The organism is Paenibacillus curdlanolyticus YK9 (assembly GCF_000179615.1).
In the GTDB taxonomy this organism is placed as follows: Bacteria; Bacillota; Bacilli; order Paenibacillales; family Paenibacillaceae; genus Paenibacillus_T; species Paenibacillus_T curdlanolyticus.
In genome coordinates this window covers 57155-79849 of record NZ_AEDD01000014.1, presented here as the reverse complement: position 1 = coordinate 79849, position 22695 = coordinate 57155, and the positions used below count along the sequence as shown (strand labels likewise).

The 22695-nt window shown below is 52.4% G+C and carries 25 protein-coding genes and 1 pseudogene; 16 read left to right on the top strand and 10 right to left on the bottom strand.

The features are described 5' to 3' along the window. The first annotated feature begins 33 nt into the window (after positions 1–33). Positions 34–405 (top strand): toprim domain-containing protein, encoded by a 372-nt coding sequence (locus PAECUDRAFT_RS22630; protein ID WP_040714037.1) that lies wholly within the window; start codon positions 34–36, stop codon positions 403–405. Positions 406–431: 26 nt separating this feature from the next. Here PAECUDRAFT_RS22630 and PAECUDRAFT_RS22625 read toward each other — a convergent pair whose 3' ends face one another. The 3 genes and pseudogenes from PAECUDRAFT_RS22625 to cyoE all read right to left on the bottom strand — a co-directional run. Beyond that, on the bottom strand, positions 432–1373 hold the full coding sequence (locus PAECUDRAFT_RS22625) for an AEC family transporter (protein WP_006040493.1): 942 nt from the start codon (positions 1371–1373) through the stop codon (positions 432–434). Positions 1374–1382: 9 nt separating this feature from the next. Then, positions 1383–2003 (bottom strand): SCO family protein, encoded by a 621-nt coding sequence (locus PAECUDRAFT_RS22620; RefSeq protein WP_006040492.1) that lies wholly within the window; start codon positions 2001–2003, stop codon positions 1383–1385. Positions 2004–2030: 27 nt separating this feature from the next. Then, positions 2031–2894, bottom strand: a pseudogene (cyoE, locus tag PAECUDRAFT_RS22615) (heme o synthase); the annotation flags it as partial. A gap of 249 nt (positions 2895–3143) precedes the next feature. Between cyoE and PAECUDRAFT_RS22610 the strand changes: the two are divergent. Beyond that, positions 3144–3566: a cell wall hydrolase gene (locus PAECUDRAFT_RS22610; RefSeq protein WP_006040490.1), complete on the top strand. Its 423-nt coding sequence runs from the start codon at positions 3144–3146 to the stop codon at positions 3564–3566. A 52-nt stretch (positions 3567–3618) separates the two neighbouring features. Next, positions 3619–4182 carry a spore coat protein GerQ gene (gene gerQ / locus PAECUDRAFT_RS22605; protein WP_006040489.1) on the top strand — a complete coding sequence of 188 codons (564 nt, stop codon included), beginning with the start codon at positions 3619–3621 and terminating at the stop codon, positions 4180–4182. A gap of 16 nt (positions 4183–4198) precedes the next feature. Here the strand turns inward: gerQ and PAECUDRAFT_RS22600 are convergent, their stop codons facing one another. After that, complete coding sequence (locus PAECUDRAFT_RS22600) at positions 4199–4498, bottom strand: hypothetical protein (RefSeq protein ID WP_006040488.1); 300 nt, start codon at positions 4496–4498, stop codon at positions 4199–4201. A gap of 111 nt (positions 4499–4609) precedes the next feature. Here PAECUDRAFT_RS22600 and PAECUDRAFT_RS22595 point away from each other — a divergent pair, with 111 nt between their 5' ends. Further along, on the top strand, positions 4610–5596 hold the full coding sequence (locus tag PAECUDRAFT_RS22595; protein WP_006040487.1) for a metal-dependent hydrolase: 987 nt from the start codon (positions 4610–4612) through the stop codon (positions 5594–5596). A gap of 100 nt (positions 5597–5696) precedes the next feature. Here PAECUDRAFT_RS22595 and PAECUDRAFT_RS22590 read toward each other — a convergent pair whose 3' ends face one another. After that, a complete protein-coding gene (locus PAECUDRAFT_RS22590) occupies positions 5697–5921 on the bottom strand; it encodes an alpha/beta-type small acid-soluble spore protein (RefSeq protein WP_006040486.1) in 225 nt (74 codons plus the stop codon). 132 nt (positions 5922–6053) lie between these two features. On the opposite strand from PAECUDRAFT_RS22590, the gene PAECUDRAFT_RS22585 reads away from it, so the two are divergent. Then, entirely contained in the window at positions 6054–6248 is a 195-nt protein-coding gene (locus PAECUDRAFT_RS22585) for a DUF5325 family protein (RefSeq protein WP_006040485.1), read from the top strand. A 408-nt stretch (positions 6249–6656) separates the two neighbouring features. Here the strand turns inward: PAECUDRAFT_RS22585 and trpS are convergent, their stop codons facing one another. Continuing rightward, complete coding sequence (gene trpS, locus PAECUDRAFT_RS22580; protein WP_006040484.1) at positions 6657–7646, bottom strand: tryptophan--tRNA ligase; 990 nt, start codon at positions 7644–7646, stop codon at positions 6657–6659. Positions 7647–8410: 764 nt separating this feature from the next. Between trpS and PAECUDRAFT_RS22575 the strand changes: the two genes are divergently transcribed. From PAECUDRAFT_RS22575 to PAECUDRAFT_RS22560, 4 genes are all read left to right on the top strand, one after another. Next, positions 8411–9532 (top strand): permease, encoded by a 1122-nt coding sequence (locus PAECUDRAFT_RS22575; protein ID WP_006040483.1) that lies wholly within the window; start codon positions 8411–8413, stop codon positions 9530–9532. Between the two features lie 31 nt (positions 9533–9563). Further along, positions 9564–10460, top strand: a complete 897-nt coding sequence (locus PAECUDRAFT_RS22570; protein ID WP_006040482.1) for a TIGR03943 family putative permease subunit — start codon at positions 9564–9566, stop codon at positions 10458–10460. Between the two features lie 100 nt (positions 10461–10560). Then, on the top strand, positions 10561–10773 hold the full coding sequence (locus tag PAECUDRAFT_RS22565) for a hypothetical protein (protein ID WP_006040481.1): 213 nt from the start codon (positions 10561–10563) through the stop codon (positions 10771–10773). 5 nt (positions 10774–10778) lie between these two features. Continuing rightward, positions 10779–11000, top strand: coding sequence for an alpha/beta-type small acid-soluble spore protein (locus PAECUDRAFT_RS22560; RefSeq protein WP_006040480.1), 222 nt, complete (start codon positions 10779–10781; stop codon positions 10998–11000). A gap of 514 nt (positions 11001–11514) precedes the next feature. Here PAECUDRAFT_RS22560 and PAECUDRAFT_RS22555 read toward each other — a convergent pair. Beyond that, positions 11515–11913, bottom strand: a complete 399-nt coding sequence (locus tag PAECUDRAFT_RS22555) for an O-methyltransferase (RefSeq protein ID WP_324603694.1) — start codon at positions 11911–11913, stop codon at positions 11515–11517. A 269-nt stretch (positions 11914–12182) separates the two neighbouring features. Here PAECUDRAFT_RS22555 and PAECUDRAFT_RS22550 point away from each other — a divergent pair, with 269 nt between their 5' ends. Both PAECUDRAFT_RS22550 and PAECUDRAFT_RS22545 read left to right on the top strand, forming a co-directional pair. Next, a complete protein-coding gene (locus PAECUDRAFT_RS22550) occupies positions 12183–13439 on the top strand; it encodes a methyl-accepting chemotaxis protein (RefSeq protein WP_006040478.1) in 1257 nt (418 codons plus the stop codon). Positions 13440–13665: 226 nt separating this feature from the next. Continuing rightward, positions 13666–14781: an IS4 family transposase gene (locus PAECUDRAFT_RS22545; protein ID WP_006040477.1), complete on the top strand. Its 1116-nt coding sequence runs from the start codon at positions 13666–13668 to the stop codon at positions 14779–14781. Positions 14782–15083: 302 nt separating this feature from the next. On the opposite strand, the gene PAECUDRAFT_RS22540 is transcribed toward PAECUDRAFT_RS22545, so the two are convergent. After that, positions 15084–15743 (bottom strand): SGNH/GDSL hydrolase family protein, encoded by a 660-nt coding sequence (locus tag PAECUDRAFT_RS22540; protein WP_006040475.1) that lies wholly within the window; start codon positions 15741–15743, stop codon positions 15084–15086. A gap of 39 nt (positions 15744–15782) precedes the next feature. After that, the gene (locus tag PAECUDRAFT_RS22535; protein WP_006040474.1) at positions 15783–16532 is read right to left on the bottom strand and encodes an IclR family transcriptional regulator; all 750 of its coding nucleotides are present in this window, start codon (positions 16530–16532) and stop codon (positions 15783–15785) included. A 310-nt stretch (positions 16533–16842) separates the two neighbouring features. Between PAECUDRAFT_RS22535 and PAECUDRAFT_RS22530 the strand changes: the two genes are divergently transcribed. The 5 genes from PAECUDRAFT_RS22530 to PAECUDRAFT_RS22510 all read left to right on the top strand — a co-directional run bounded on the left by PAECUDRAFT_RS22530 (position 16843) and on the right by PAECUDRAFT_RS22510 (position 21947). Then, positions 16843–17730, top strand: coding sequence for a sugar phosphate isomerase/epimerase family protein (locus PAECUDRAFT_RS22530; RefSeq protein WP_006040473.1), 888 nt, complete (start codon positions 16843–16845; stop codon positions 17728–17730). After that, positions 17731–18897, top strand: coding sequence for a Gfo/Idh/MocA family protein (locus PAECUDRAFT_RS22525; RefSeq protein WP_006040472.1), 1167 nt, complete (start codon positions 17731–17733; stop codon positions 18895–18897). An 18-nt stretch (positions 18898–18915) separates the two neighbouring features. Then, the gene (locus PAECUDRAFT_RS22520; RefSeq protein WP_006040471.1) at positions 18916–20040 is read left to right on the top strand and encodes a Gfo/Idh/MocA family protein; all 1125 of its coding nucleotides are present in this window, start codon (positions 18916–18918) and stop codon (positions 20038–20040) included. Further along, positions 20033–20869: an AraC family transcriptional regulator gene (locus tag PAECUDRAFT_RS22515; protein ID WP_006040470.1), complete on the top strand. Its 837-nt coding sequence runs from the start codon at positions 20033–20035 to the stop codon at positions 20867–20869. Before PAECUDRAFT_RS22520 ends, PAECUDRAFT_RS22515 begins: the two co-directional genes overlap by 8 nt. Positions 20870–21014: 145 nt before the next feature. Beyond that, positions 21015–21947 (top strand): polysaccharide deacetylase family protein, encoded by a 933-nt coding sequence (locus tag PAECUDRAFT_RS22510; protein WP_006040469.1) that lies wholly within the window; start codon positions 21015–21017, stop codon positions 21945–21947. An 80-nt stretch (positions 21948–22027) separates the two neighbouring features. On the opposite strand, the gene PAECUDRAFT_RS22505 is transcribed toward PAECUDRAFT_RS22510, so the two are convergent. Next, positions 22028–22690, bottom strand: coding sequence for a 3D domain-containing protein (locus tag PAECUDRAFT_RS22505; RefSeq protein ID WP_006040468.1), 663 nt, complete (start codon positions 22688–22690; stop codon positions 22028–22030). Positions 22691–22695: the final 5 nt, after the last annotated feature.

Below are 22695 nucleotides of genomic sequence, written 5' to 3'. Positions count from 1 at the left end.
ATCGGTTACAATACAAGAGAGGTGATGCTAATGATGGATATCACAATAATCGTCGAAGGCAAGAATGACCGCAGCCGATTGCGCCGCGTGCTTCAAAGCGATGTTCCTGTCCTATGTACATACGGAACGCCCGGCACAAGCCAACTGGAAACTTTGCGCAAACAGGTCGGCGACCGGCAGGTTTATGTATTTACGGATAACGACTCCTCCGGCAAACGAATCCGCGGCTTGCTCCGCGACATGTTCCCGGATGCCGAGCATATGTACACGCGCCGCGGCTATCCTGGCGTCGAAAGCACGCCTGAAGCTTACCTGATCGAGCAGTTAGAGAAGGCCGGGCTGGAAGCCTATATTATATATCCAGAAGATAGCGCCGTGCCATTCGCCAAAGAGGACTTCTCCTGATTTCATAAAAAGACCCTCGCGTCCCATTAGACGCCGAGGGTCCAGATTACTAGAGCTACGCTGAACATGCTTAGTACCGTTGAAGTAAATACTGCCTGCGAGGCAAATTCCCGCTCATTATCGAACTCTACGGCGAGCAGCACGCTGCTAAGCGATGTCGGCACGGCCGAGGAAACGATTAGCGCCTTTGCCGTCAAGCTATCGAGCTCCGTTCCTAACATGCCTAATCCCCAAACAACCAAGCCTGCAAGCAGCGGCCCTCCTGCTAACCGCAGCACATTGGACAACGCGACATCCCCGAACATTCGCTTATCCAGCTTCCATTCCATCGAACCTAATTGAACGCCAAGCGTAACAAGCGCCGTACCGATGAAAGCATCCGCCAAATGGTCGATCGGCGTCATAATCGGCCCTGGAATCGGAACGCGATAAGCATGCATTAGGAAAGCAGCCGGTATGACGTATATGACAGGCTGCGCGACGATTACTTTGGCAATCGACCGCCAATTGCTCTTGTGCGCATTAACGCTGTAGATGCCATAGGTATTCGGCAGCAGCGACTGCATCGTCATAATAATCACTTGAACAGCTAGCGTGGCGGGGTTGGCATGAAAAGCGAGCTGATTCAGCGGTATGCCGTAGTTGGCGCTATTATAGAACAGCACGCTGTTGCGCATAGCGCCGCGCCGTTCTTCCGATAAGCCTCGGAAGCGAATCGCACATTCGATCAGGCCGTATTGCAGCCCCATGAACAGAACGAAAAACAAGAGCACATGACCGAACATTTCCCCGGCAATATCTGTCGTATAAAGCAGCTTAAACATGACGGCTGGAGCGAATAAGTAAAAGTTCAATTTGGATAACGTACGTATATCAAGAGAGAAAACCCGCTGCAGTATGATGCCAATGGCGATCATAACCGACAGCGGGACGACGTTATTCCATAATATCGTTATAAAAATTGCCATACTCTGCGACTATAAAACAGCTTTAACATATTTCATAATCTGATCTGCCGTCATTGTTTCATTATGGCTGCCATCAATATATTTGCGAACGTTGCCGTCGCGGTCGACCAGAATAAGGCTGTCATAGTGCGTAAACTCGCCTGTCTTCGGATCCTTGATGACCGTCAATCCAAAATCTTTGATCAGCTTTGCGGTCGGCTCCTCTTCTCCCCGAAGGAACTTCCACCCGCTAAAATCTGCGTAAAACTTGCCTGCATATTTCTTAATCGCCTCTGGCGTATCGCGCACCGGATCGAATGTGACCGAAAAAAGTTCCACATCTGTTCCGAATTTGCCATCTGCCTTGAGCTGGTCCTGTACCTGCGACATCAACTGCGTAGTCGGCGGGCATACGTCAGGGCAATTCGCCCAGTAGAAGTAAATGAGCCGCACTTTATCGCTCGCATCCGAGAATTTCACCTGATCGCCGCTAATGGCATCCGTCATCGTGAAATCGGGCGCTGCCTGCTGAACCGGCAGCTTAGGCGTATCGCTTGAGCTTCCCCCGTACGTCAAATACAAATAAATGCCCATCAGTACAACAAGCGCTCCGACAGCAAACTTGAAAGAATGCTTCAATAAAAACTGCATGATCCGCTCTCCCCTATTTCCCCTGAACTATCCCACGTGTACCGTATCGGCCATCATGACGATAAAGATGATCATCAAGTAGTTGACCGAGATTAAGAAATTCGTTTTTGCCCATTTGTCCACATCCGGCGCTCGCAGCCCCATAAGCGTCTGAACGAGCCACGCTACGCTAAGCAGCGTAGACAGGATAAGGAATACAACACCGACATAATCATACGCGTACAACAAAATGCCTGTCGCAACGAGCAATGTAATGTAAGGAATCATCTGCAGCTTCGTGCGTTGAATGCCTTTCACAACCGGCAGAAGCGGATAGCCAGCCGCACGATATTCCTCTACGCGGCGAATGGCCAGCGACCAGAAGTGCGCCGGCTGCCACAAGAACAGCCACGCGAACAAAATCCATGCCCCAGCATCAATCGTATGCGTAACTGCGCAATAGCCGATCACTGGCGGCATTGCACCGGATATGCCCCCGATCGAGGTGCTCCACGTCGACGTTCTTTTCAGCCACATCGTATAGACTACAATATAGGCGAATAACCCGACAAGACCCAAATACCCGCAAATCGGATCGACTAAGAAGAAGAGGGTCGCAAGTCCTACAATCCCAAGGATAATGCCGTAAGCGAGCACTGCGCCTGGCTTTACCCGTCCATTAGGCAATGCGCGATCCTTCGTGCGCGCCATTTTCTTATCCAACTCGCGATCCCAATAATTATTAATGACCGTGGCACAGGCCATGACAAGTGTTGTGCCGATCAACATGTACAGCATGTTCCACCAATCGAAGCTCCACTTGGAAGCAACCCAGAATCCGCCGAAGGCAGCGAATACATTAAGCCGCAGCAGCCTCGGTTTTGTTAATTCAATCCAATCCTTCAACACGAAGAAAGCCTCCCGTTCCGTTGCAGCAAGCGGCCGTTAAAGACGGCTTAGCTTATCGAATCGTTCTAATCATACAGAAAAATGCTAGCATTGACAACGTTCGCCCCAGCTGTTCATCAATTTGACATCTTCCCATGGCGATTTGTCGAACGCTCGCTTTTTTCGTTTGAACCAAGGCAGGAACCCAATTGGAAACACCGGCATACGATGGGTGTGTAGTTGAAAGCCCAGAAGGAGTGAGCGAGCAGCAGCATGGCAGTCATCAAAGCAAACAGCGAACATATCAAAATGCTTGCCCGGCTCATGCGCGCTGAAGCAGAGGGCGAAGGCGACTTAGGCATGATGATGGTAGGCAATGTTGGCGTTAATCGTGTGCGCGGAAACTGTCTTGATTTCAAAAACATTCGCTCCATCCCTCAGATGGTTTATCAGAAACCGGGGGGCTTTGAGGCGACGACGAAAAGCTACTTTTATCAAGGCGCGCGCGACAGCGAAATCGCCCTTGCTAGACGGATGATCAACGGCGAGCGGCAGCATCCCGCATCCAATGCGCTCTGGTTTTTCCGCCCGGCGGGCAATTGCCCGAGCACGTGGTACGACCAGCGCAATACGGGAAGGTTCAAGAAGCACTGCTTCTTCGCGCCTACGAGCGCCGACTGTCCTAGCGTGTACTAGTAAGCAGGTATGCGCAGGAACTATTACTTAATGAAAAGCGAGGAATCACACAATGTCTAACGGTTATGGCCACAAAACAGCGGTAAGTCCAGCGGCGGTAAGCCCGGTTTCCCAAGGAGGATATGGCTATTCGTACGGCTTCGCGACGCCGTTTCCTGGAGCAGGCGCTCCAATCCCGACGCCGTTCACGGGAGCAGCAGCTGGCATGATGCCGTCCATGATGCCAATGCCAATGCCTCCGATGCCTCCAATGGTTCCCAATGGCTCTTTCGTAACGCCTCAAGGCACGACTGTCGTAACGGCAGCTCCCCAGATGGAGGAGTCGTATGTCGAGAACATCCTCCGTTTGAACCGCGGCAAGCTTGGAACGTTCTATATGACGTACGAGAATAACCGTGAATGGAATGCCAAAATTTTCCGCGGAATCATTGAAGCTGCTGGCCGCGATCATATTATTATTAGCGATCCAACGACTGGAATGCGTTACCTGCTTCTGATGCTTAATCTGGACTATGTAACGTTCGATGGCCCGATCAATTACGAATATCCATTCGCCGGCGGAACAATTACGAACCAAACACCAGTAACGCCAGTAACGCCTGCAACTCCGCGCTAAGCCTAAGCCTGATCAGCTATTCGGGAATGGCGCTCGAAATGGGGCGGAACGTCCATACATGGACTTTCGCCTCTCCCCCTTCCACCCATTCCTTGATTCGATGCCACGGCGACTGCTCGCTGAGGCGCTCCTGCTTGATCACCTCTGCCTCAGCCTCCGTAGGGGCTGTCCACAGCTCAACGAACACATTAGGCTGATCTGTTCCTTCATATATTGTCGGGGCTGATTCACCTTGGCGAGCCACCTGTGCCGAATACGCGAGATAAGCTTGCCGATGCTCGGGAGTAATGCAATATTCCGCAAAACAAATATACATATACACCTCTCCATTTCGACTTCATCTTCCGGGTATGATAATGCGCCGTGCGACCGACACTAATGCCATGCCATCGGATAGTATATCACGCTTACGAAAGGAGAATCCCGATTGGACTCCGGAACGCATTTGGTCATCGGCTTGGGCCTTGCTGGACTAGCCTCGGTAGACCCGGTTATTGCAGGAGACACGACGCTGCACACCGCTGTCCTGATTGGCACTGTCGTAGGCTCCCAAGCGCCCGATTTCGATACGCTGCTTCGATTCAAGGGCAATGCCTCCTACATTCGCCATCATCGCGGCGCCTCGCATTCCATCCCGGCCATTATTGGATGGACCGCGCTTATTACGATCGTGCTTCAGCTCTTTTATCGAGGCACGCTGCCTTGGCTGCACATAATCGGGTGGGTGCTTCTAGCCGTATGCGTGCATGTCATGACCGACTTGTTTAACGCTTATGGGACGCAAGCCATTAGACCATTCTCCAGCAAGTGGATATCGTGGAACATCATCCATATCTTCGATCCGGTTATCTTCACGAGCCATGTGATCGCCATATCGTTATGGGCGTTCGGACTAGCGAATCCGGCCGTGCTGTTCCCTTTGCTTTACAGCCTGCTGGCGATTTATTATGTGTGGCGAACGACCGTTCATTTTCGAAAGAGGGCATTGGTCGAGAGGATCGACAAAGAGCATGGCGATGGCGACCGTTATTGGCTCATTCCAACGATTTCCCTTCATGACTGGAATGTTGTAAAACGCAAGCATGACGGCAGCTTCGTCATCGGCGATCTGAAGAACAGCCGCCTGCGCTGGCTTGATCATGCCACCTGCTCCAGCCATCCGGCGGTCGATCGATCCAAGAACGATCCCTCTATTCAATCGTTCCTGTATTTAACCTCATTCGCCTGCGCCGAGGTAACCGAGCATGATTGGGGTTATGAGGTGCGCTGGAGCGATGTACGCTACAGGCATCGAAAGCAATATCCGTTCGTCGCGGTACTCATGATGGATAAAGACTTTAAAACCGTCGGCTCCTACGTGGGCTGGCTAAGCGATGAAAGGTTAGCCAAACGGCTCCGCATGAATACGTACTAACGTATTGACGCGGGGCTTTTTTTTCTGCACAATGAAAGCAGATCGACGAAAAAAGCTCAAGGTTTCCCTTGAGCTTTCTCGTCTGTGTATAGTTAAATCGTTAGCGATATTGGCCGCCGGACAATTGTTGCTCGGCGATTTGAACCAGCTTCTTCGTGATGTAACCGCCAAGCGAACCAGCGTCGCGAGTGGAGACATTGCCATAATAGCCATCAGCAGGAATTTGCACGCCCAGCTGTTGAGCAGCCTCCATTTTCAGTTGATTGATAGCTTGGCTTGCTTGAGGTACCACCAGTTGATTGCTGCTGCGGGATTGGCTTGACATAGTAATTCTCCTTTGCACGATGTGATGGGTTGCAAGCTTGCAAACATATTATGTCTCGGCCATTCGAGAACTATGCTACTTCAATACGTAACTTTCAAATTTTCTTTTTTTCCTGTCAGGAGAGTGTTCACCGTGTCCAAAATGTTATCGTTATGGTTCGCCGTATCCTCGATCGTGCTCATGAGCATGACCGCTATTCTGATTAGCTACAATGGCTGGCTAGCCATACTTGGAGCGATCGTGACAACCTGCAACGTAGGCTTCGGCTTCATCGTAAAAGCGCGTCTGCGCAGACGCGCGGAAGCGGCAGCCCAGCTCGTGAAATAGAGATAGCAAAAACGGCCGCCAGCGGAAGTCATTCCGCTGGCGGCCGTTTGCTGTTTGAAAGGAGCTGACTGACCCAGCCCTCGATAACGTACTCGTGATGCGTTCATTGTGAGACCAGGCATTTCCTCGTCTCTCATCATTGCCACGCCGTTGCACTATGTGCAACGAAAAAAGCAGCAGCACCCTGCCCCGAAGGTGCTCATTGTAATTCATGCAACGAGATAAAGCCTCGAAGTAGCACAATGTGTCAAAATCTAAGAAATCCGCCTCTCCCGTTGCGCAATTTGCAATGGCATCTCCCCACTGTCGTGCTTGCGTTAATTCTATTGTACGAACTGCAATGGGCAGGCCGCCGGACTTCAAATCCGGCGTATGCGTCGCCGCAGCTCGCACTTAAACCTTCAGTGATTAGCGCTTAGGCGCTAGGAAGCCCATAAGCTCCTTCGTCTTGGCGAGCGTTTCGTCTGCAACGACAGATGCGCGCTCCGCGCCTTGCTTCAAGATGTCGTGAATCGCGCCCGAGCTGCGAATCTCGTTGTAGCGTGCTTGCAGCGGCTCGATTACGGATACGACAGCCTCGGCCAGATCTTTTTTGAATGCGCCATAGCCTTGTCCGTCATACTGCGCTTCAATCGCATCCAGCGACAGCCCTGCACAGTGGGAATAGATCGTCATCAGATTGCTGACTTCCGGCTTGTTGGCAGGATCGTACTTGACCTCGCGGCCAGAATCCGTCGTTGCGCGGCTCAGCTTCTTGCGGATAACATCCGGCGAATCGAGCAAGGCGATGAAGGAACCCGGGTTCGGATTGCTTTTGCTCATCTTCTTGCTGGCATCGTCCAAGGACATGATGCGCGCGCCTACTTTTGGAATATAAGGCTCAGGCACTTTGAAGAAATCGCCGAATCGGCTGTTGAAGCGATGTGCCAAGTCCCGCGTCAGCTCCAAATGCTGCTTTTGATCGTCCCCTACAGGCACCAAATCCGCGTTATACAACAGGATGTCTGCCGCCATCAGCGTCGGATATACGAACAAGCCTGCGCCTACCGAATCTTTGCCCGTCGACTTATCCTTAAACTGCGTCATGCGCTCCAGCTCGCCCATATAAGCAAGCGTCGTAAACAACCAGCCCAGCTCGGAATGAGCGCGCACATGCGATTGTACGAACGTGCTCGATTTGGCTGGATCAATGCCAGCGGCAATGAAGAGGGCCGTAACCGACTCCGTCTGCTCCCGCAGCGCTGCCGGCTCTTGCGGCACGGTTATCGCATGCAGGTCGACGACCATGAAGAAGCATTCTTCCGTCTCCTGCAGTTTTACGAAGTTCTGCATTGCGCCGATGTAGTTGCCAAGGGTCAGCTGTCCGCTCGGCTGAATGCCTGATAATACGCGTTTCATAACGATCACTCCTTAGATATGGATACCGCTTATTTCGTTCAAAAAGAACGCAAAAAGGCCCTCGTCGCAAGGGACGAGGGACCGTGGTGCCACCCTTATTCGCAAAAGCTGAAGCGTGCCGACACCGAAAACTAATCGGGGCATGCCATAATCAACTCTTGCCTTAAGTTCCATAACGGGGAACAGCCGAGCCAGCATTAACGAGCTTCATACGGCATCTACAAGATGACGATCTCTGCTCGTGTTCCGCTGCCCGCTCCAGGATCCATTCGCCGCACGCCTTGCACCGATTCGCACCAACCACCGGCTCTCTGATCGCAAATACGTACGATTACTTGTTCCGTTCATCGCGTTTACAACGATTATACTCGTCGCCAACAGATTGTCAAGAAGGGTAAAGTTGTCCTATTCCCTGCTTTTTCCGCATAGAGTATACTAAGCGAGAATAATCGTAATTGTTACTATTAAGCGATGCGGCGTTTATGAAAAACGTAAAACTTATGCTTTCGATGCTGCGTTTGGCTGTACGATCCAATGGATCGCTAATCGCCAAACGCTGAGTTTATGCTTACGATGCTGCGTTTGGCTGTACGATCCGATGGATCGCTAATCGCCAAACGCTGAGTTTATGCTTACGATGCTGCGTTTGGCTGTACGATCCAATGGATCGCTATCGCCAAACGCTGAGTTTATGCTTACGATGCTGCGTTTGGCTGTACGATCCAATGGATCGCTAGTCGCCAAACGCTTTAGGAGGACAAATCATGCGTTTTTTGCTTCGCTGGTCGCCCCCTTTGCTCACTTTGGGCTGCGCAGCCATGATCGCGCTTATCGCCGTTAATCGGAGCGAATCGCTCCCTGCAATCGGCCGCGCTGAGCTTAATTCCTTCACGATGCTGTTCCTTGGCGTCATTCTGGAAGCCTTGCCCTTCATGCTTCTCGGCGTCCTTGTATCGGCGATTTTGCAGGTGTTCGTCTCCGAAAACCTGATACGCGCCATCGCGCCTAAGCATGCCGTGCTCGGCTCCATATTCGGCGGGCTGCTCGGCATTCTGTTCCCGCTTTGCGAATGCGGCATGATTCCCGTCGTCCGTCGCCTCATTCGCAAAGGCATGCCGCCTTATGTCGGCATCGTGTATATCCTTGCCGGACCGATCGTTAATCCCGTCGTCTTCGCCTCTACATACACCGCATTTCGCGGGCAGCCAGACATCGTATATGCTCGTATGATTCTTGGATTCCTAGTCGCCTTTGTAATCGGCCTCATCCTTTATCGATTTATGAAATCCAATCCGCTCAAAGACGCTGCTGCGAACAAAACCGACCATGGGCATCATCACACCGGCCATAGCCATCATGAGAACCACGGCAACGGCCATGATCATAACCACGATCACGTTCACCGCCACGACGAACACAGTCACCTACACAAACACGTTCACAGCCATACGCATGAACATGAGCTCCCCAAAGGCTTTGGAGGCCGATTAGCCTCGACACTCGGACATGCGTCTGAAGAATTTTTCGACATGGGCAAATACTTGCTGTTCGGCGCGCTGCTTACTGCAGTCATTCAAACGGGGCTAGATCGCGAATCGATCGCATCGCTTGCCTCGATCCCCGGCTTGTCCCATGTGTTTATGATGCTGTTCGCCTATATCCTATCGCTCTGCTCCACCTCTGACGCCTTTATCGCCGCATCGTTCAGCGGCTTGTTCACGTCAGGACCGCTGCTTGCTTTTCTCGTATTCGGCCCAATGATCGATCTCAAAAATACGCTCATGCTGCTATCCGTATTCCGCATACGTGTCGTCATTGCCATTATTTCGTTAACAGCCATTCTTGTGCTGACAATGACTTGGCTGACAGAGCTTCTTCTCCGCTAGGCCGTACATGATTTAGGAAAGGAGTCTAACCATGTCGACAACTCATTCCAATCGATCCTTCATCGCTCATTATTTATTCCGCGCGGCCTTGCTGGGCGGGTATGCTTTTCTCATCGTATTTTTGAACAGCAATGGCGACCTGTCCTTATTCGTCGCTCCGCGAACGGAGCAGGCCGTCAAGCTATCGGCGCTCGGGCTGTACGCCGCTGCCGCCTACCAAGCCTACTCTGCATTCCGCATGTGGCGTGACAGCCATCAAGAGCAATGCGGCTGCGACCATGACCACGGCCCTTCCCGTTCGCTGCTTCGCAATACGCTGATCTATGCGCTTTTTCTATTGCCGCTGCTCCTTGGCTTCCTTATGCCTCATGAACCGCTTAACAGTACGCTGGCAGCCAAGAAGGGCATGAGCTTTTCCGGACTTCAATCCGCTGCCTCATCCGACTCGCTTTCTGCCGGGACACAGGAAGGGAAATTGTCCTTGGACCAGCTATTCGCAACAGATGAGTATACGAGCTCGTATGCCAATTTCGGCAAAAAGCTTTATCAACAACCCCGGATAGTCGTAGATGATGCCTTATTCATCGAAACGTTAACGACGCTGGACCTGTTCCAGTCTAACTTTGTCGGCAAAACCGTTTCGCTTACAGGGTTCGTATACCGTGACCGAGAGATGAATGACGAACAGTTTGCCGTTAGCCGATTCGTCATGAGCTGCTGCTCCGCCGATGCAATGCCATATGGACTAATGGTGCATTCAAAGCAGGCTGCGGTTTACAAAAACGATGCATGGGTAACGCTCACCGGCGTGGCGACAACTGCAACCTTCCAGAACAACAAGATTCTTATGCTTGAGGCGACCTCAATCACGCCTGTTCCCGCGCCCGCCGACACCTACGCTTACCCGAATTACGACTTTGATTTATGACTTCCGAACCATCATCATATTTTCCAATAATTACTTCCCGATATCGTTTGGCTTAACCGAATAAACTAAACCTTATCAACCATAATAAGGGAGTATACGAATGCATTCAAAAGCGGCTTTTGCTGCATTCCGATCCAGTCGGATCGAAAGCATTCGCAAAACCAAAGCGTATGCTTCCGAGGCGGCTTTTGCTGCATTCCGATCCGGTCGGATCGAAAGCATTCGCAAAACCAAAGCGTATGCTTCCGAGGCGGCTTTTGCTGCATTCCGATCCAGTCGGATCGAAAGCATTCGCAAAACCTTAAGGAGATGAGCAGCATGGCACAATCCCGCAGCAGCAATACGCTCGTGGTACCCCAAGCAAGAATGGCGCTCGAACAATTGAAATTCGAGATCGCGCAAGAGCTCGGCATCCAACTTCCGCAAGATGGCTATTACGGCAACATGACGACGTTTGAAGTCGGCTCCATCGGCGGCAACATTACACGCCGACTCGTCCAAATCGCCGAACAACAGCTTTCCGGGCAGCCTGCTCGTTAATTGACTTTTCGCTACACGCGAAGGGGTGTCCCTCACGCCACCACGGCCGAAGGACACCCCTGATTTGTGCTTTGTACTATGGTTGACCATTCGATGTTTGAGTGCGGACCGCGGCGTACTTCGCATTGAAGATGACGTTGGTGCGTTTAACAGACTGCTCATTGCAATTCGTGCAACCGAACTAACTCGTGCGCGGGACGTGCGGAGGTCTCATTGCATTTTGCGCAACGAGAAAAGCGACTTTCTATGTTCAGAGCACATCATGCCTCCCCTTGCTCGTATCTCGTTGCATGAACTGCAATGAGAATGAACAGAGCGGCGAATTCCTCCTTTCTCGTTGTACAATGTGCAACGACGCGCTCAGTTGTACAAAAGTGCAGCCGCGCGTTCAGAATAACCTTCGCATTACGCAGTTACGCAGCTGCCACTAACGCAATTCCAATCCATCAGGAACAAATAAAAAAGCTGTCCCAAAAGTCAGTTGGTCATGACTTTGGGACAGCCCCTCTTGCTATTAACGTTCTTCTTGACTGCGATAATTGGGCTGCTTCGCCGTGTAATGGAACAAGGCGCCTGTATGGTTGGACATATTATAATTCGATTCGTACATTACGCTGGCTGCCCAGCCGCCAGTGCCAGGGCGAACGGAGAAATCATACGAGATTTCGCCATGCGTCCAGTCTCGCTTGAGCTTCAACGCTTCAATTGCCATCTTGCGGAAAGACTGCACCTGCTGCTCCGAAAGCCCGTCCTCTGCCTTCTTCAGCTCGCCGTTGCGGCTTTCAATCGGATGATGCTTCATGCCAAACTTGCCAACTGCATTATTGCGCACATGAATATGTACGGTCCCTGCCGCCGCGTTCTTTAATTCTCCCTCCAGTTGCCTAAAAACATAATCTACCTGCCGCGCCAAAGGTAATCCATCCTGCTTGAACAATCGTCTCCCCCCAATTTAACTTTTTCAAATTAAGGACCAAATTACCAGTACTGGTCCTTGGTGCCTATTATATGACACGTCACAATATCAAACAACAATTATTTTGAAATTATTAATCAAAATTGTCGAATAATGCTAAAGTATTTAAATATAATCAAAAGCCTCGTTACAATCTTCTGCACCCATAGACCTAAATCGACACCAGTGCTATAATATGTCTATTCTATTAAAAGGAGCGCTTACATATGCAGTGGTTCTCTGCTTTATCGGTCCGCAACAAGCTGTTCGTCGGCTGTTATTCCATTGTTCTCCTTTTTTCTATCGCTTTAATTGGAATGACGTCCGTTGCCGGCGGATCCGTAATTATCGCAATTGTAGTCGCCATTGTGCTAGCACTTATTGCTCTTCCTATTATTAACTTCACTGAGAAAGCGCTCTCCGAAGCGACCTATGAACTAAGAATGGCAGCATCCAGCCTGGCAAAAGGGGACTTTTCGCAAAAGGTCGACACCTCCTCCGCCGCACTTGGAGAGCTCGGCCACTCCTTTAACAGCATGATCGACAAACTGCGTGACATCATTACTGAAACCTCCAAAATCTCGCGTCATGTAACCGAAGCAAGCCGCGGCATCTATGATAAAAACCAAGCGATGAAAATCGCCATGGAGCAAGTCGCTGCCTCTTCCAATGAGCTCGCGATCGGGGCGAACGAGATTTCTTCCGAGGTTTCGGATATGACCGACTCCATCAAAGACATCGAAGATAAGGTCGGCTCGTATGCAAGCTCCGTGAAGGGCATGAACGAACGCTCCACGCATACCCTTCAGCTCGTACAGCAAGGCGTGCAAGCCGTCGGCAACCAAAAAACGAGCATGCGCAGCAACTCGGATGCCACGTCCAAAGTATCGGAAACCGTCCGGGAGCTGGCACGCGACGCGGCAGGCATTACGAAAATTACGCACACGATTTCCGAGCTCGCCGAACAAACGAACCTGCTATCGCTCAACGCCTCGATTGAAGCCGCTCGCGCAGGCGAGCATGGCAAAGGCTTCGCAGTCGTTGCCCAAGAAGTGCGCAAGCTCGCTGAAGAGTCGTCCACTTCGACGAAAGAAGTGTTCACCCTCGTACGCGGCATCGAGCGCGGCATTAAACAAGCGATCGAAAACATCATTATTAATGAACAAGCCGTAAGCGTACAGGCTGAGACGATCGAAGCCTCCGAACGCATCTTCGGCGAAATGGCATCGAGCATCGAGTTCATTGCCGAACAAATCGCCCGTTTCTCGGAGGAGAGCGACGTTATGCTTGAGAGTGCACAGCGCATTTCCTCCGCGATTCAGAACATCTCGGCGATTACGCAGCAATCGGCAGCGGGCACAGAGCAAATGTCTGCTTCCATGAACGAGCAAATCAGCTCCGTACAAGCCATCGTAGACGAAGCGGACCGGATGATGAACAGCGTTATGCAGCTGCAAAAAACGGTTCAAGTGTTCAAAATGTAATCAAACAGGGGTGTCTCAAAAGCCAATTGGCCGAGGGACACCCCATTTTTGCACTCCAGTGATTGGATTGTGGTGCGGCATACATCTTTGTTGAGATTTTATTGATGAGGCTGCGGTCCGCTCATTGCAATTCATGCAGGCCTGTTGATTAACCTGGAAATGGTAAAAAGACCGCACTCTCGGGTAATGGGTAGTACCACCCACTCCACCCCCAAGAGGCGATCTTATGAATAAGTCTACTACGTTCAGCCAGCTAGTTCAAACTGCACTACCGAAAGAAATTGTGGATTCTTTTTCAAATTCGGTTGGTTATCGAGAAGTAGGGCGTAAATTCACTGTTTATGACTTATTTTTGTTTTTTGCTCAAGCGGCATCGGACCAGTGGAAAAGCTATCGCGAAGGGGCTTTGCGAGCCCCTGCCTGTCACTTGGTGAAAACCTGTTACTCTACCGTGTCCAAAAAAGCTGGAGATGTCCCCTTCGGGATTTTCAAGCAATTACTGCACTACTTGCTTGGTCATTGCAATCGGCAAGCTAAGCGCAAGTTATCTTTGCCAAAGGAACTATTGATCTTGGATTCAACTAAAATTACAGTGGGAGCCGGCCGCCTGCCCTGGGCACCGCTGAAAGGCGAACGTGCGGGGGTCAAGTTGCATGTTGCGTACAAACCAACACAAGGGCAACCTCACCGCATCGAAGAAACCACAGGCAATCGGCCGGATTTGCTTAGTAGCGATGCCTTGCGGGATACGGATTACATCATCGTTGCGGATCGTGCTTATGCCAAATTCATTCGATTTGATACCTATGTCCAGGAGCGGCAATCGTTTGTTATTCGCATTAGAGACAACGCTACATTCCATCAGCCTCGCCCCCGTAAGGGGAAGAAACCCGTGGGTTCTCCCATTTTGGAAGATTTCACATGCCAAATTGGAAGGGATGCGAAACGTTCGAAGCAGCGCCACCGAATTATCAAATTGCAGGATCCGAAAGGGAACCCTGTTATTTTGGCAACCAATTTAACACGTTCGGCCGAACAAATCGCCGAGCTCTACCGCGCTCGTTGGCAAATTGAGACTTTCTTTCGATGGGTGAAGCAGCATGTCAATGTACCCGTCCTTTTTGGCACGAGCCCTAATGCAGTCTACAGCCAGTTATATATTGCCATGACCGTTTATGTTTTGCTTAAAATGCTCTTTGATCATGTCGCTCCCCATGTACACGTATCTGCCTCATTATCCTTAACCCTATTCGTTCGTGCACTTCGACATCATCATTTGGCTCCCGAATGGAGAGTGGCACTCACTACTTTTCCATTCACTTTCCCATTCCCAGTTTCTTGATAATCAACAGGCCTGCAATTCATGCAATCGCATCAACTCAAGTTCGGAAGTGAAGAGGCGTCATTGCATATTGTGCAACCGGAAAGTCGGCTTTCCCTGTTTTGAGCCTATAACTCCCCTTCAAATCTTATCTCGTTGTATGATCTGCAATAGGAACCCTCGGGGAAGGCCAAAGCTGCCTTTCTCGTTGTACAAAATGCAGTGGCATGGCAACAGTGTCCATTTGGAACAAAAGAAAAGCTGTCCTAAAAGTCTGTTAGCCATGACTTTTGGGACAGCTCCTTCATTTTATACCCTAATCGCTATGCTCGTTTCGCGTAATCAAACCCTACGGCATCCAGCAGCGCCCGCGCAAGAACGAGATGACCCGCTTTATTCGGATGAACCCGGTCCCATGTAAGCTGGGCCGAATATGCCTTCTCCAGCACGCCATCGAACGCGGCTTGCGTATCTACGAATAATGTCCCTTGGCGCTCTGCGATCGCCCGTACAACTGCTCCATATTGATCCATAGCAGCCCGCATTTGGTCATCACGGCATGCCTCGACGAAAAACGGCGTCATCAGCACAATCCCTTTGACAAGCGGCTTCGTCCGAATGACCAGCTCTTCGAGCGTCCGCTCGTACTCGTCGATATAGACATGCCATTCCGGAATGGCCGGACGGTCGAATTGGCGCCATACATCGTTCGTCCCGATCATGATCGTCAGCCAATTCGGCTTTTGTTCGATCACATCCGTTTCCCATCGCTTCTTCAAATCACGCACCGTATTGCCGCTTATCCCCACGTTAACCAAGCGCAGCTTCAATTCAGGGTAGGCGGATTGCAGGAAAGCGTCCACCAGCTCGACATAACCGTTGCCTGCGTCGCCATTGCCCGCTTCGCCAATCGGCAATGCCCGGCCACAATCTGTAATCGAATCGCCTATCAGTACGATTTTGTCCTTAGCTTCGAATAACATCGCCATTCTCCTCCATGTGGCATTACGCCTTCATCTTATTTATGATCCTGATATTCGAGCCGCCGCCTGGGCAACAGCCTGACGAATCTCTTCGCGGCGATCCGCCCACTCAAACACGCTCATTGAGCAACTGATTGCAGCCACCACTCGCCCATTCCGCCCCCGCACGGGAGCTGCAGCACAGCAAATGCCAAGCACCGCTTCCTGCGATTCCTCTGCTATGCCCACTGTGTGTACAACTTCCAGCTGCTCCAGCAACAACTCGCGAGACGTTAATGTGTAGGGCGTCAACGGCGCTCCAAGCTGCTCCTCTGTGAAAAGCAGCGCTAGCGCATGCTCATCAAGCGAAGCAAGCAACGCTTTGCCAAGCGCAGTAGCATGCGCAGGCAGCCGAATACCCGGAGAAGAAGCGAGCCGAATCGGCGTCAATGCTTCTTCAATCGCAAGATAAATGACTTCGCGCCCTTCTAACCGGGCTAGCTGAAACGTCGCGCCTAAGCCCGCCGCTGCCGCACGCGCCTCGCGGTGGAATGCTGAAATATAATCATATTGCCGGAAGAAAGCGCCTCCAAGCGCTCCCACGGCAGAGCCTAATGCATACCGGTCATCGCTGTTTTTCTCAACAAGCCTCAGCGACTCCAGCGTATGCAGCAGGGCAAACATGGAGCTCTTGTTCACGTCCAGCCGCTTGGCAACATCGATCAGCCGATGGCGTGAAGGCTCAGCTGCAAGCAGATCAAGCACATCATACGCTCGCCGAACAGCCGGGACTTGATAATTGTCTGTCACAGCGCTGTCTTGCCCCTTCCAAATCGAACGAAAATAGTTTTGTATATAAAACCACAGTTTTATTTCTCAAACATAGTTTAACACACCTTTTTCAGCAGCTACAAGCAATTAACTGGCATTAAGCGTAAACGATTAATCGAGAGCAAGGAATCGCTCCTCTCACTTAACTGTGATTAAGGTCATTATGTAACCGTATCCAACGACACATGCCTATATGATACAATCAAACCATCGTAATTCTAATATACCGTCTCATTCCCAAGATATACTTTTACCATAATCGGAGTTAAATGGAGAGGAAGAAAACTACATGATGTTATCCGTATTCACAGTTGCTACACCGGATTTGTCGCCTGAGCAGCTGCTCGGCGTTGCCCGCGAAGCTGGCATCCATGCTATCGAATGGCGCTGCACGCATGTATCAGAGGCAGTGAAGAGCGAAGCGCCTTCGTTCTGGGGCAATAATCGCTGCACGCTTGAGCCTACGGCTTCAATGGAAGAGCTTCGCCAGTTGCGAGCAGCAACGGAAGCGCACGGCCTGCAATCGCTAGCTGTCGTCCCTTATTTGAAATGCGGCGATCTGGCGGAAACCGAACGGATGCTGTCAATCGCAGCCGAGCTTGGCGCAGCAACGATCCGTATCGGCGTTCCGGGGTATGATGGCACGCGCCCGTTCGGCGAACTCATGCAAGAAGCGCGCGCTTACGTCAAGGAAGCGGAGAAGCTTGCCAAGCAATATGGCGTCAAAGAGCTTGTCGAAACGCATCATAAAACGATCACGCCGAGCGCATCGCTAGCCCGCCAGCTTGTGGATGGCTGCGATCCTGATGCGATCGGCGTTCTGTATGATCCAGGCAATCTCGTTCACGAAGGCTTCGAGAGTCACAAAATGGGACTGGAAATTCTCGGGCCTTATCTTGCGCATGTTCATGTCAAAAATGCAGCATGGGTGCTGCGGCATTCAGAAGTAGAAGAAGCGAATCGCCAGCTTGCAGCAGGACTTGCAACCGCTAGCTGGTCCTGTGAATGGAAAGCGATCTCCGAAGGCATCGTGCCTTGGAAGCAGGTGCTGACCGACTTGAAGGCAGTCGGCTATACAGGCGCGTTCGGCGTAGAAGATTTCAGCAAAACGTATGACAGCAGCACGATGCTGCGTTTATTTGTAGAGCAAATGAAAACATGGTGGGAGGAAGCGTAAATGAGCAGCGTTCGAATCGGCGTCATTGGCGTTGGCAATATGGGGGCTTCGCATGCAAAGGAGCTGTTGGCTGGACACATTCAAGGGGCAACGTTGGGCGCGGTATGCGACGGGATGACAAGCAAGCGCGAATGGGCGCGCGAAGCGCTGCCTACTGTTCCGGTCTTCGAAACCTCGGAAGCGATGCTGCAATCCGGGCTAGTGGATGCCGTAATCGTGGCGACGCCGCATTACGACCATCCCGAGCAGGCGCTGCGTGCGCTTGAAGCCGGCAAGCATGTGCTCGTCGAGAAGCCAGCCGGCGTCTTCACCGCTAAAGTGCGCGAGGTGAATGAAGCCGCCGCTCAATCCAATCTCGTATTCAGCATGATGTACAACCAGCGAACAAATCCGGTGTATCTCAAGCTTCGCGACATGATCGCAGCAGGCGAGCTTGGCGAGATTCGCCGAACGAACTGGATCATTACGGACTGGTACCGCTCACAGGCTTATTATGATTCCGCCTCATGGCGCGCGACTTGGGCCGGCGAAGGCGGCGGCGTGCTCATTAACCAATGCCCGCATCAATTGGATTTATGGCAATGGACGATCGGCATGATGCCCGTGCGCATGCGTGCTTTCTGCGGATTCGGCAGCCGCCGGAACATCGAGACCGAGGATCAAGTAACCGCATACGTCGAATATCCGAACGGAGGCACGGGCGTGTTCATTACGACGACGGGCGAAGCGGCGGGCACGAACCGATTTGAAGTTTCCGGCGATAAAGGCAAGGTCGTCATCGAGAACGATACCCTCACCTTCTGGCGTCTGGAGGAATCGGAGTCGGCCTTCAACCTGCGCAACGCCGAGCCGTTCGGCCAACCGGCTTACACGAAGCTTGAGGTGCCAATCGAGGGCAAGAACCCGCAGCATGTCGGCATCATTCAAAATTTTGCAGATGCGATTAACCACGGTACGCCGCTGGTTGCGCCAGGTGATGAAGGCATTAACGGACTGTTGATTTCCAATGCGATGCACCTTTCTACTTGGCTGAACGATTGGGTCGAGCTTCCGTTCGACGAGTCCCAATACGAAGCCGAATTGCGCAAGCGCGCAGCAAGCTCCTCGTTCAAACCGGGCGAGCCCGAGCAAGCATCGGCCCCTGTCGATTTGAAGGGCACACACTAAGAGGAGGCGCAAACGAAGATGGCGAACGAACAACACGCAACATTCGGCAATAAAGACGGCATGAACTATGCGCCCAAATCGGCGAAGCCGAGCCTTGTATGCGCCCCCGACGAATTTCAGATCGCGGCGATGGCGCTCGATCACGGCCATATTTATGGGCAATGCAATGGATTAGTCGAAGCCGGCGCGACGCTCAAATGGGTGTACGATCCCGATCCGGCGAAGGTCGAAGCTTTCCTGGCGGTATTCCCGCAAGCGAAAGCCGCTTCGTCACCGGAGCAAATTTTGCTTGACCCCGAGATCCGACTAATCACAGCTGCTGCTGTCCCGTCCGAGCGCGCCGCGCTTGGCATCAAGGCGATGGAGCACGGCAAGCACTATTTTACCGATAAGACGCCGTTCACGACGCTTGAGCAGCTTGCCGCAGCGAAGGAAGCCGCAAGCCGTACGGGACGCAAATATATGGTGTATTACAGCGAACGGCTTCATGTCGAAAGCGCCGTGCATGCCGGACGTCTCATCCAAGACGGCGCGATCGGACGCGTCGTGCAGGTGCTCGGCACGGGACCGCATCGCCATGGCAGCAATCGGCCGGACTGGTTTTATCGCAAAGCGAATTACGGCGGTATTCTTTGCGACATCGGAAGTCACCAAATTGAGCAATTTCTCTACTATGCCGGCTGCCAAGATGCTACCGTCACGGCAAGCAAAGTCGGCAATTTCCGCAATAGCGGCTATCCGGAATTCGAGGACTTCGGCGATGCGACGCTTGTCGGCGACAATGGCTCGACCTGCTACTTCCGCGTGGACTGGCTTACGCCTGACGGTCTGGGCACATGGGGCGACGGTCGAACCGTCATTCTCGGCACCGACGGCTATATCGAGCTGCGCAAATATATAGACGTCGCTCGCGGCGGCGAAGGCGACCATGTCATTCTGGTCAATCATGAGGGCGAGTTCCAATTCGACGTTCGCGGGCAAATCGGCTTCCCGTTCTTCGGCCAGCTCATCCGCGATTGCCTGGATGGAACCGAGCTTGCAATGACGCAGGAGCATGCGTTCAAGGCAGCGGAGCTATGCTTGATCGCACAGCGCGACGCGCTCCAGCTGCAGGTATCAGAGCCGGTCGACCGCTTTGCATAACGGCCTCGACTTCACATTCCGCAACACCGGGCATTACGAAGGCGCGCAATTCCATTCCCACCCGTTTTATGAGCTGTATTACTTCCATGGCGGACAATGCTCGTACATCGTCGGCGACCGTTTGTGGACGCTTGCGCCTGGGGACATTTTGCTGCTGCACGGCATGACGCTCCATTGTCCGAATCCTTCGCCTGACGTGCCTTATGTACGCTCGATCGTTCATTTTGAGCCTGCCATGCTCCAACGGCAGCTGCCCAATGATGCGGCGACGCTGTTCGAGCCCTATGAGCGCTTCGGCAATGCGCGCCTGTCGCTGGACGCCGCAGAGCAAGCGGAAGCGGAGAAGCTGCTTGCGGAGATGGATGCCGTGAAGCAAAGCGGCTCGCTGTTCGCCTCCCAGCGCCTGGCGCTTCGCTTCGCAGATCTGCTCTACGCAGTGAGCGAATGGTTCGATAAGCCGCAACGCCGGCAGCTGGAGCCCTCCTCCGAGCGCGAACGACATGTTCAGCGCGTAATCACCTTCGTCGAAGAGCAATTCACGGCGCCGTTGACGCTGGAGCAAATTGCAGATGCACTCCATCTGACCAAGCCCTATTTGGCTCAACTGTTCAAGGAAGTGACGGGCACGACGATTTTCAAATATGTGTACAACCGCCGGATCAATCAAGCCAAGCTGCTGCTGCAGCTCGAACCTTCCCGCTCGGTCGCTGAGGTCGCGCTATCAGTCGGATTTGTCCATCCTGCCCATTTCAGCCGGATGTTCAAGGAAACGGTCGGCTGTACAGCCGAGGCGTTCCGTGCTCGAATGCGAGGCGTCACGCCAAGCTAAGATTCAACTGCGAGAGCCTGATCGTATGTCAAGCGCATGAACCTTCTCCTTCAAGGGAACACCAAGAGTGATGGAATGCACCCGCACCTCGAACCTCGATTATGGTCCCGTGCACGCGTTCCCATGAAGGGGGAATTCCTACACGATGCGAAAGCTAATCCCTCGAATGACTCGAATGACACTCATAGGGTTAACGATCATGCTTTTGCTGCCAGACATCGGTGCGGCAAGAGCAAAGGCTGTCGCCTATCCGTATAAGCATGTGAATCAGAATGTGAATGCCAGTTCGAGCCAGCTGCGCACGCAGCCGGAAGCCCGGCTCACGCATTGGCCGCTGTTTGCACTTGACGAAGCAGAGTCAGCGCAGGCATCTGCACAAGGGAGGCGTGCGAGAAAACGCCGTGCTCCCGTTATCAGCTGGGTCGCTCTAGAAAGGCGTTATCCCGGCGTCTTCATTACGCATGGCCCTAGAAGCACACGCAAAGCCGCTTTAACCTTTGACGACGTTCCCGATCCCCGCTATACAGGCAAAGTGCTCGATGTGCTGGCCAAATATCGCGTTCAGGGAACGTTTTTCGTCGTCGGCTCTCTCGCTTCGCGCTATCCTGCTCTTGTCAAACGAATGGATCGGGAAGGCCATGCGATCGGCAACCATTCCTACACGCACGCCGTCTTCTCGCAGCTGACGCAGGAGCGGCTGAATCGGCAAATCACGCGAACGGACGATGTGCTTCAAGCGTTGGTTGGATACAGCCCGCGCTACATTCGGCCGCCGTACGGCGAGATTCGTCCCGGACAGCTTCAGTGGGCGAAGCGCAACGGCTACGTGATCGTGAATTGGGATGTCGACTCTGTGGATTGGCGAAGCTTAAGCAGCGCGATGGTTATGGTCAATATCCGGCGGACGCTGCAGCCCGGCTCGATCATTCTGCAGCACGCCGGCGGAGGGCCAACGCAGGATCTATCCGGCACAGTGGAGGCGCTGCCGCGCATCATCAAGCTGCTCCGCTCCAAGGGCTACGAGCTGGTTACCGTACCCGAGCTGCTTGGCACCTCTGTCAGCCGAAAGCGCTATTAAATTGGCCCGTATTAAGAAAAAACCGGATGATCGCCCCTGCATGCCGCGAAGCGGCAGGTAGCGATTCATCCGGTTTTTTTTTACGATTTCAGCACATAGACTTTGACATATTGCATACCGAAGCTTTTCGCTTGCGACGTGTTGCCTGGCACGAATATATCAATTCGGTTGCCCTTGATGCTGCTGCCCATATCCGATGCGCTAGCGAGCATTCCGCCGACCGGCAAGCCATCATAATCGTAGCCGACGATGTAAAGCTTGGTGCCCAGCGCGATCAGGCTCGGGTCAACCGCGACCGTTCCAACTTTAAGGGAATTGCCAAAGTAGTCGAGCGCGCCCCATTTGCCGTTCTCAGAGGCAGCCGCCGTATACGCGGTAGCGGTAGCTTGTACCGTTTTGGCTACGTCATACGTCTTGCCGCCAGCGATCAGCTGTTGGTCGCTCGTCGATTCCATCATCTTCATTGCAGTAGCCGTTTTCTCCTTCGCCGTATCCGGCGTCGGAATGGCGAGCCTTGAGCCGACCGCAATATTGTTCGCATCTACCGAAGGATTCGCTTTAGCAATTTGTTGAACAGTCAAGCCGTAATACTGGGACAACGTCCAGAACGTTGTCGTCTTGGAAGCGATGTGCGTTGTCGCAGCATCAGCGGACGCCGCGGACCAAGCAATAGAGATGCCTGCTAGTGCGGCAACCGCCGTTCGCGCCCATTTTTTCATTGGCATGGTCATACGAATATTCAATTATG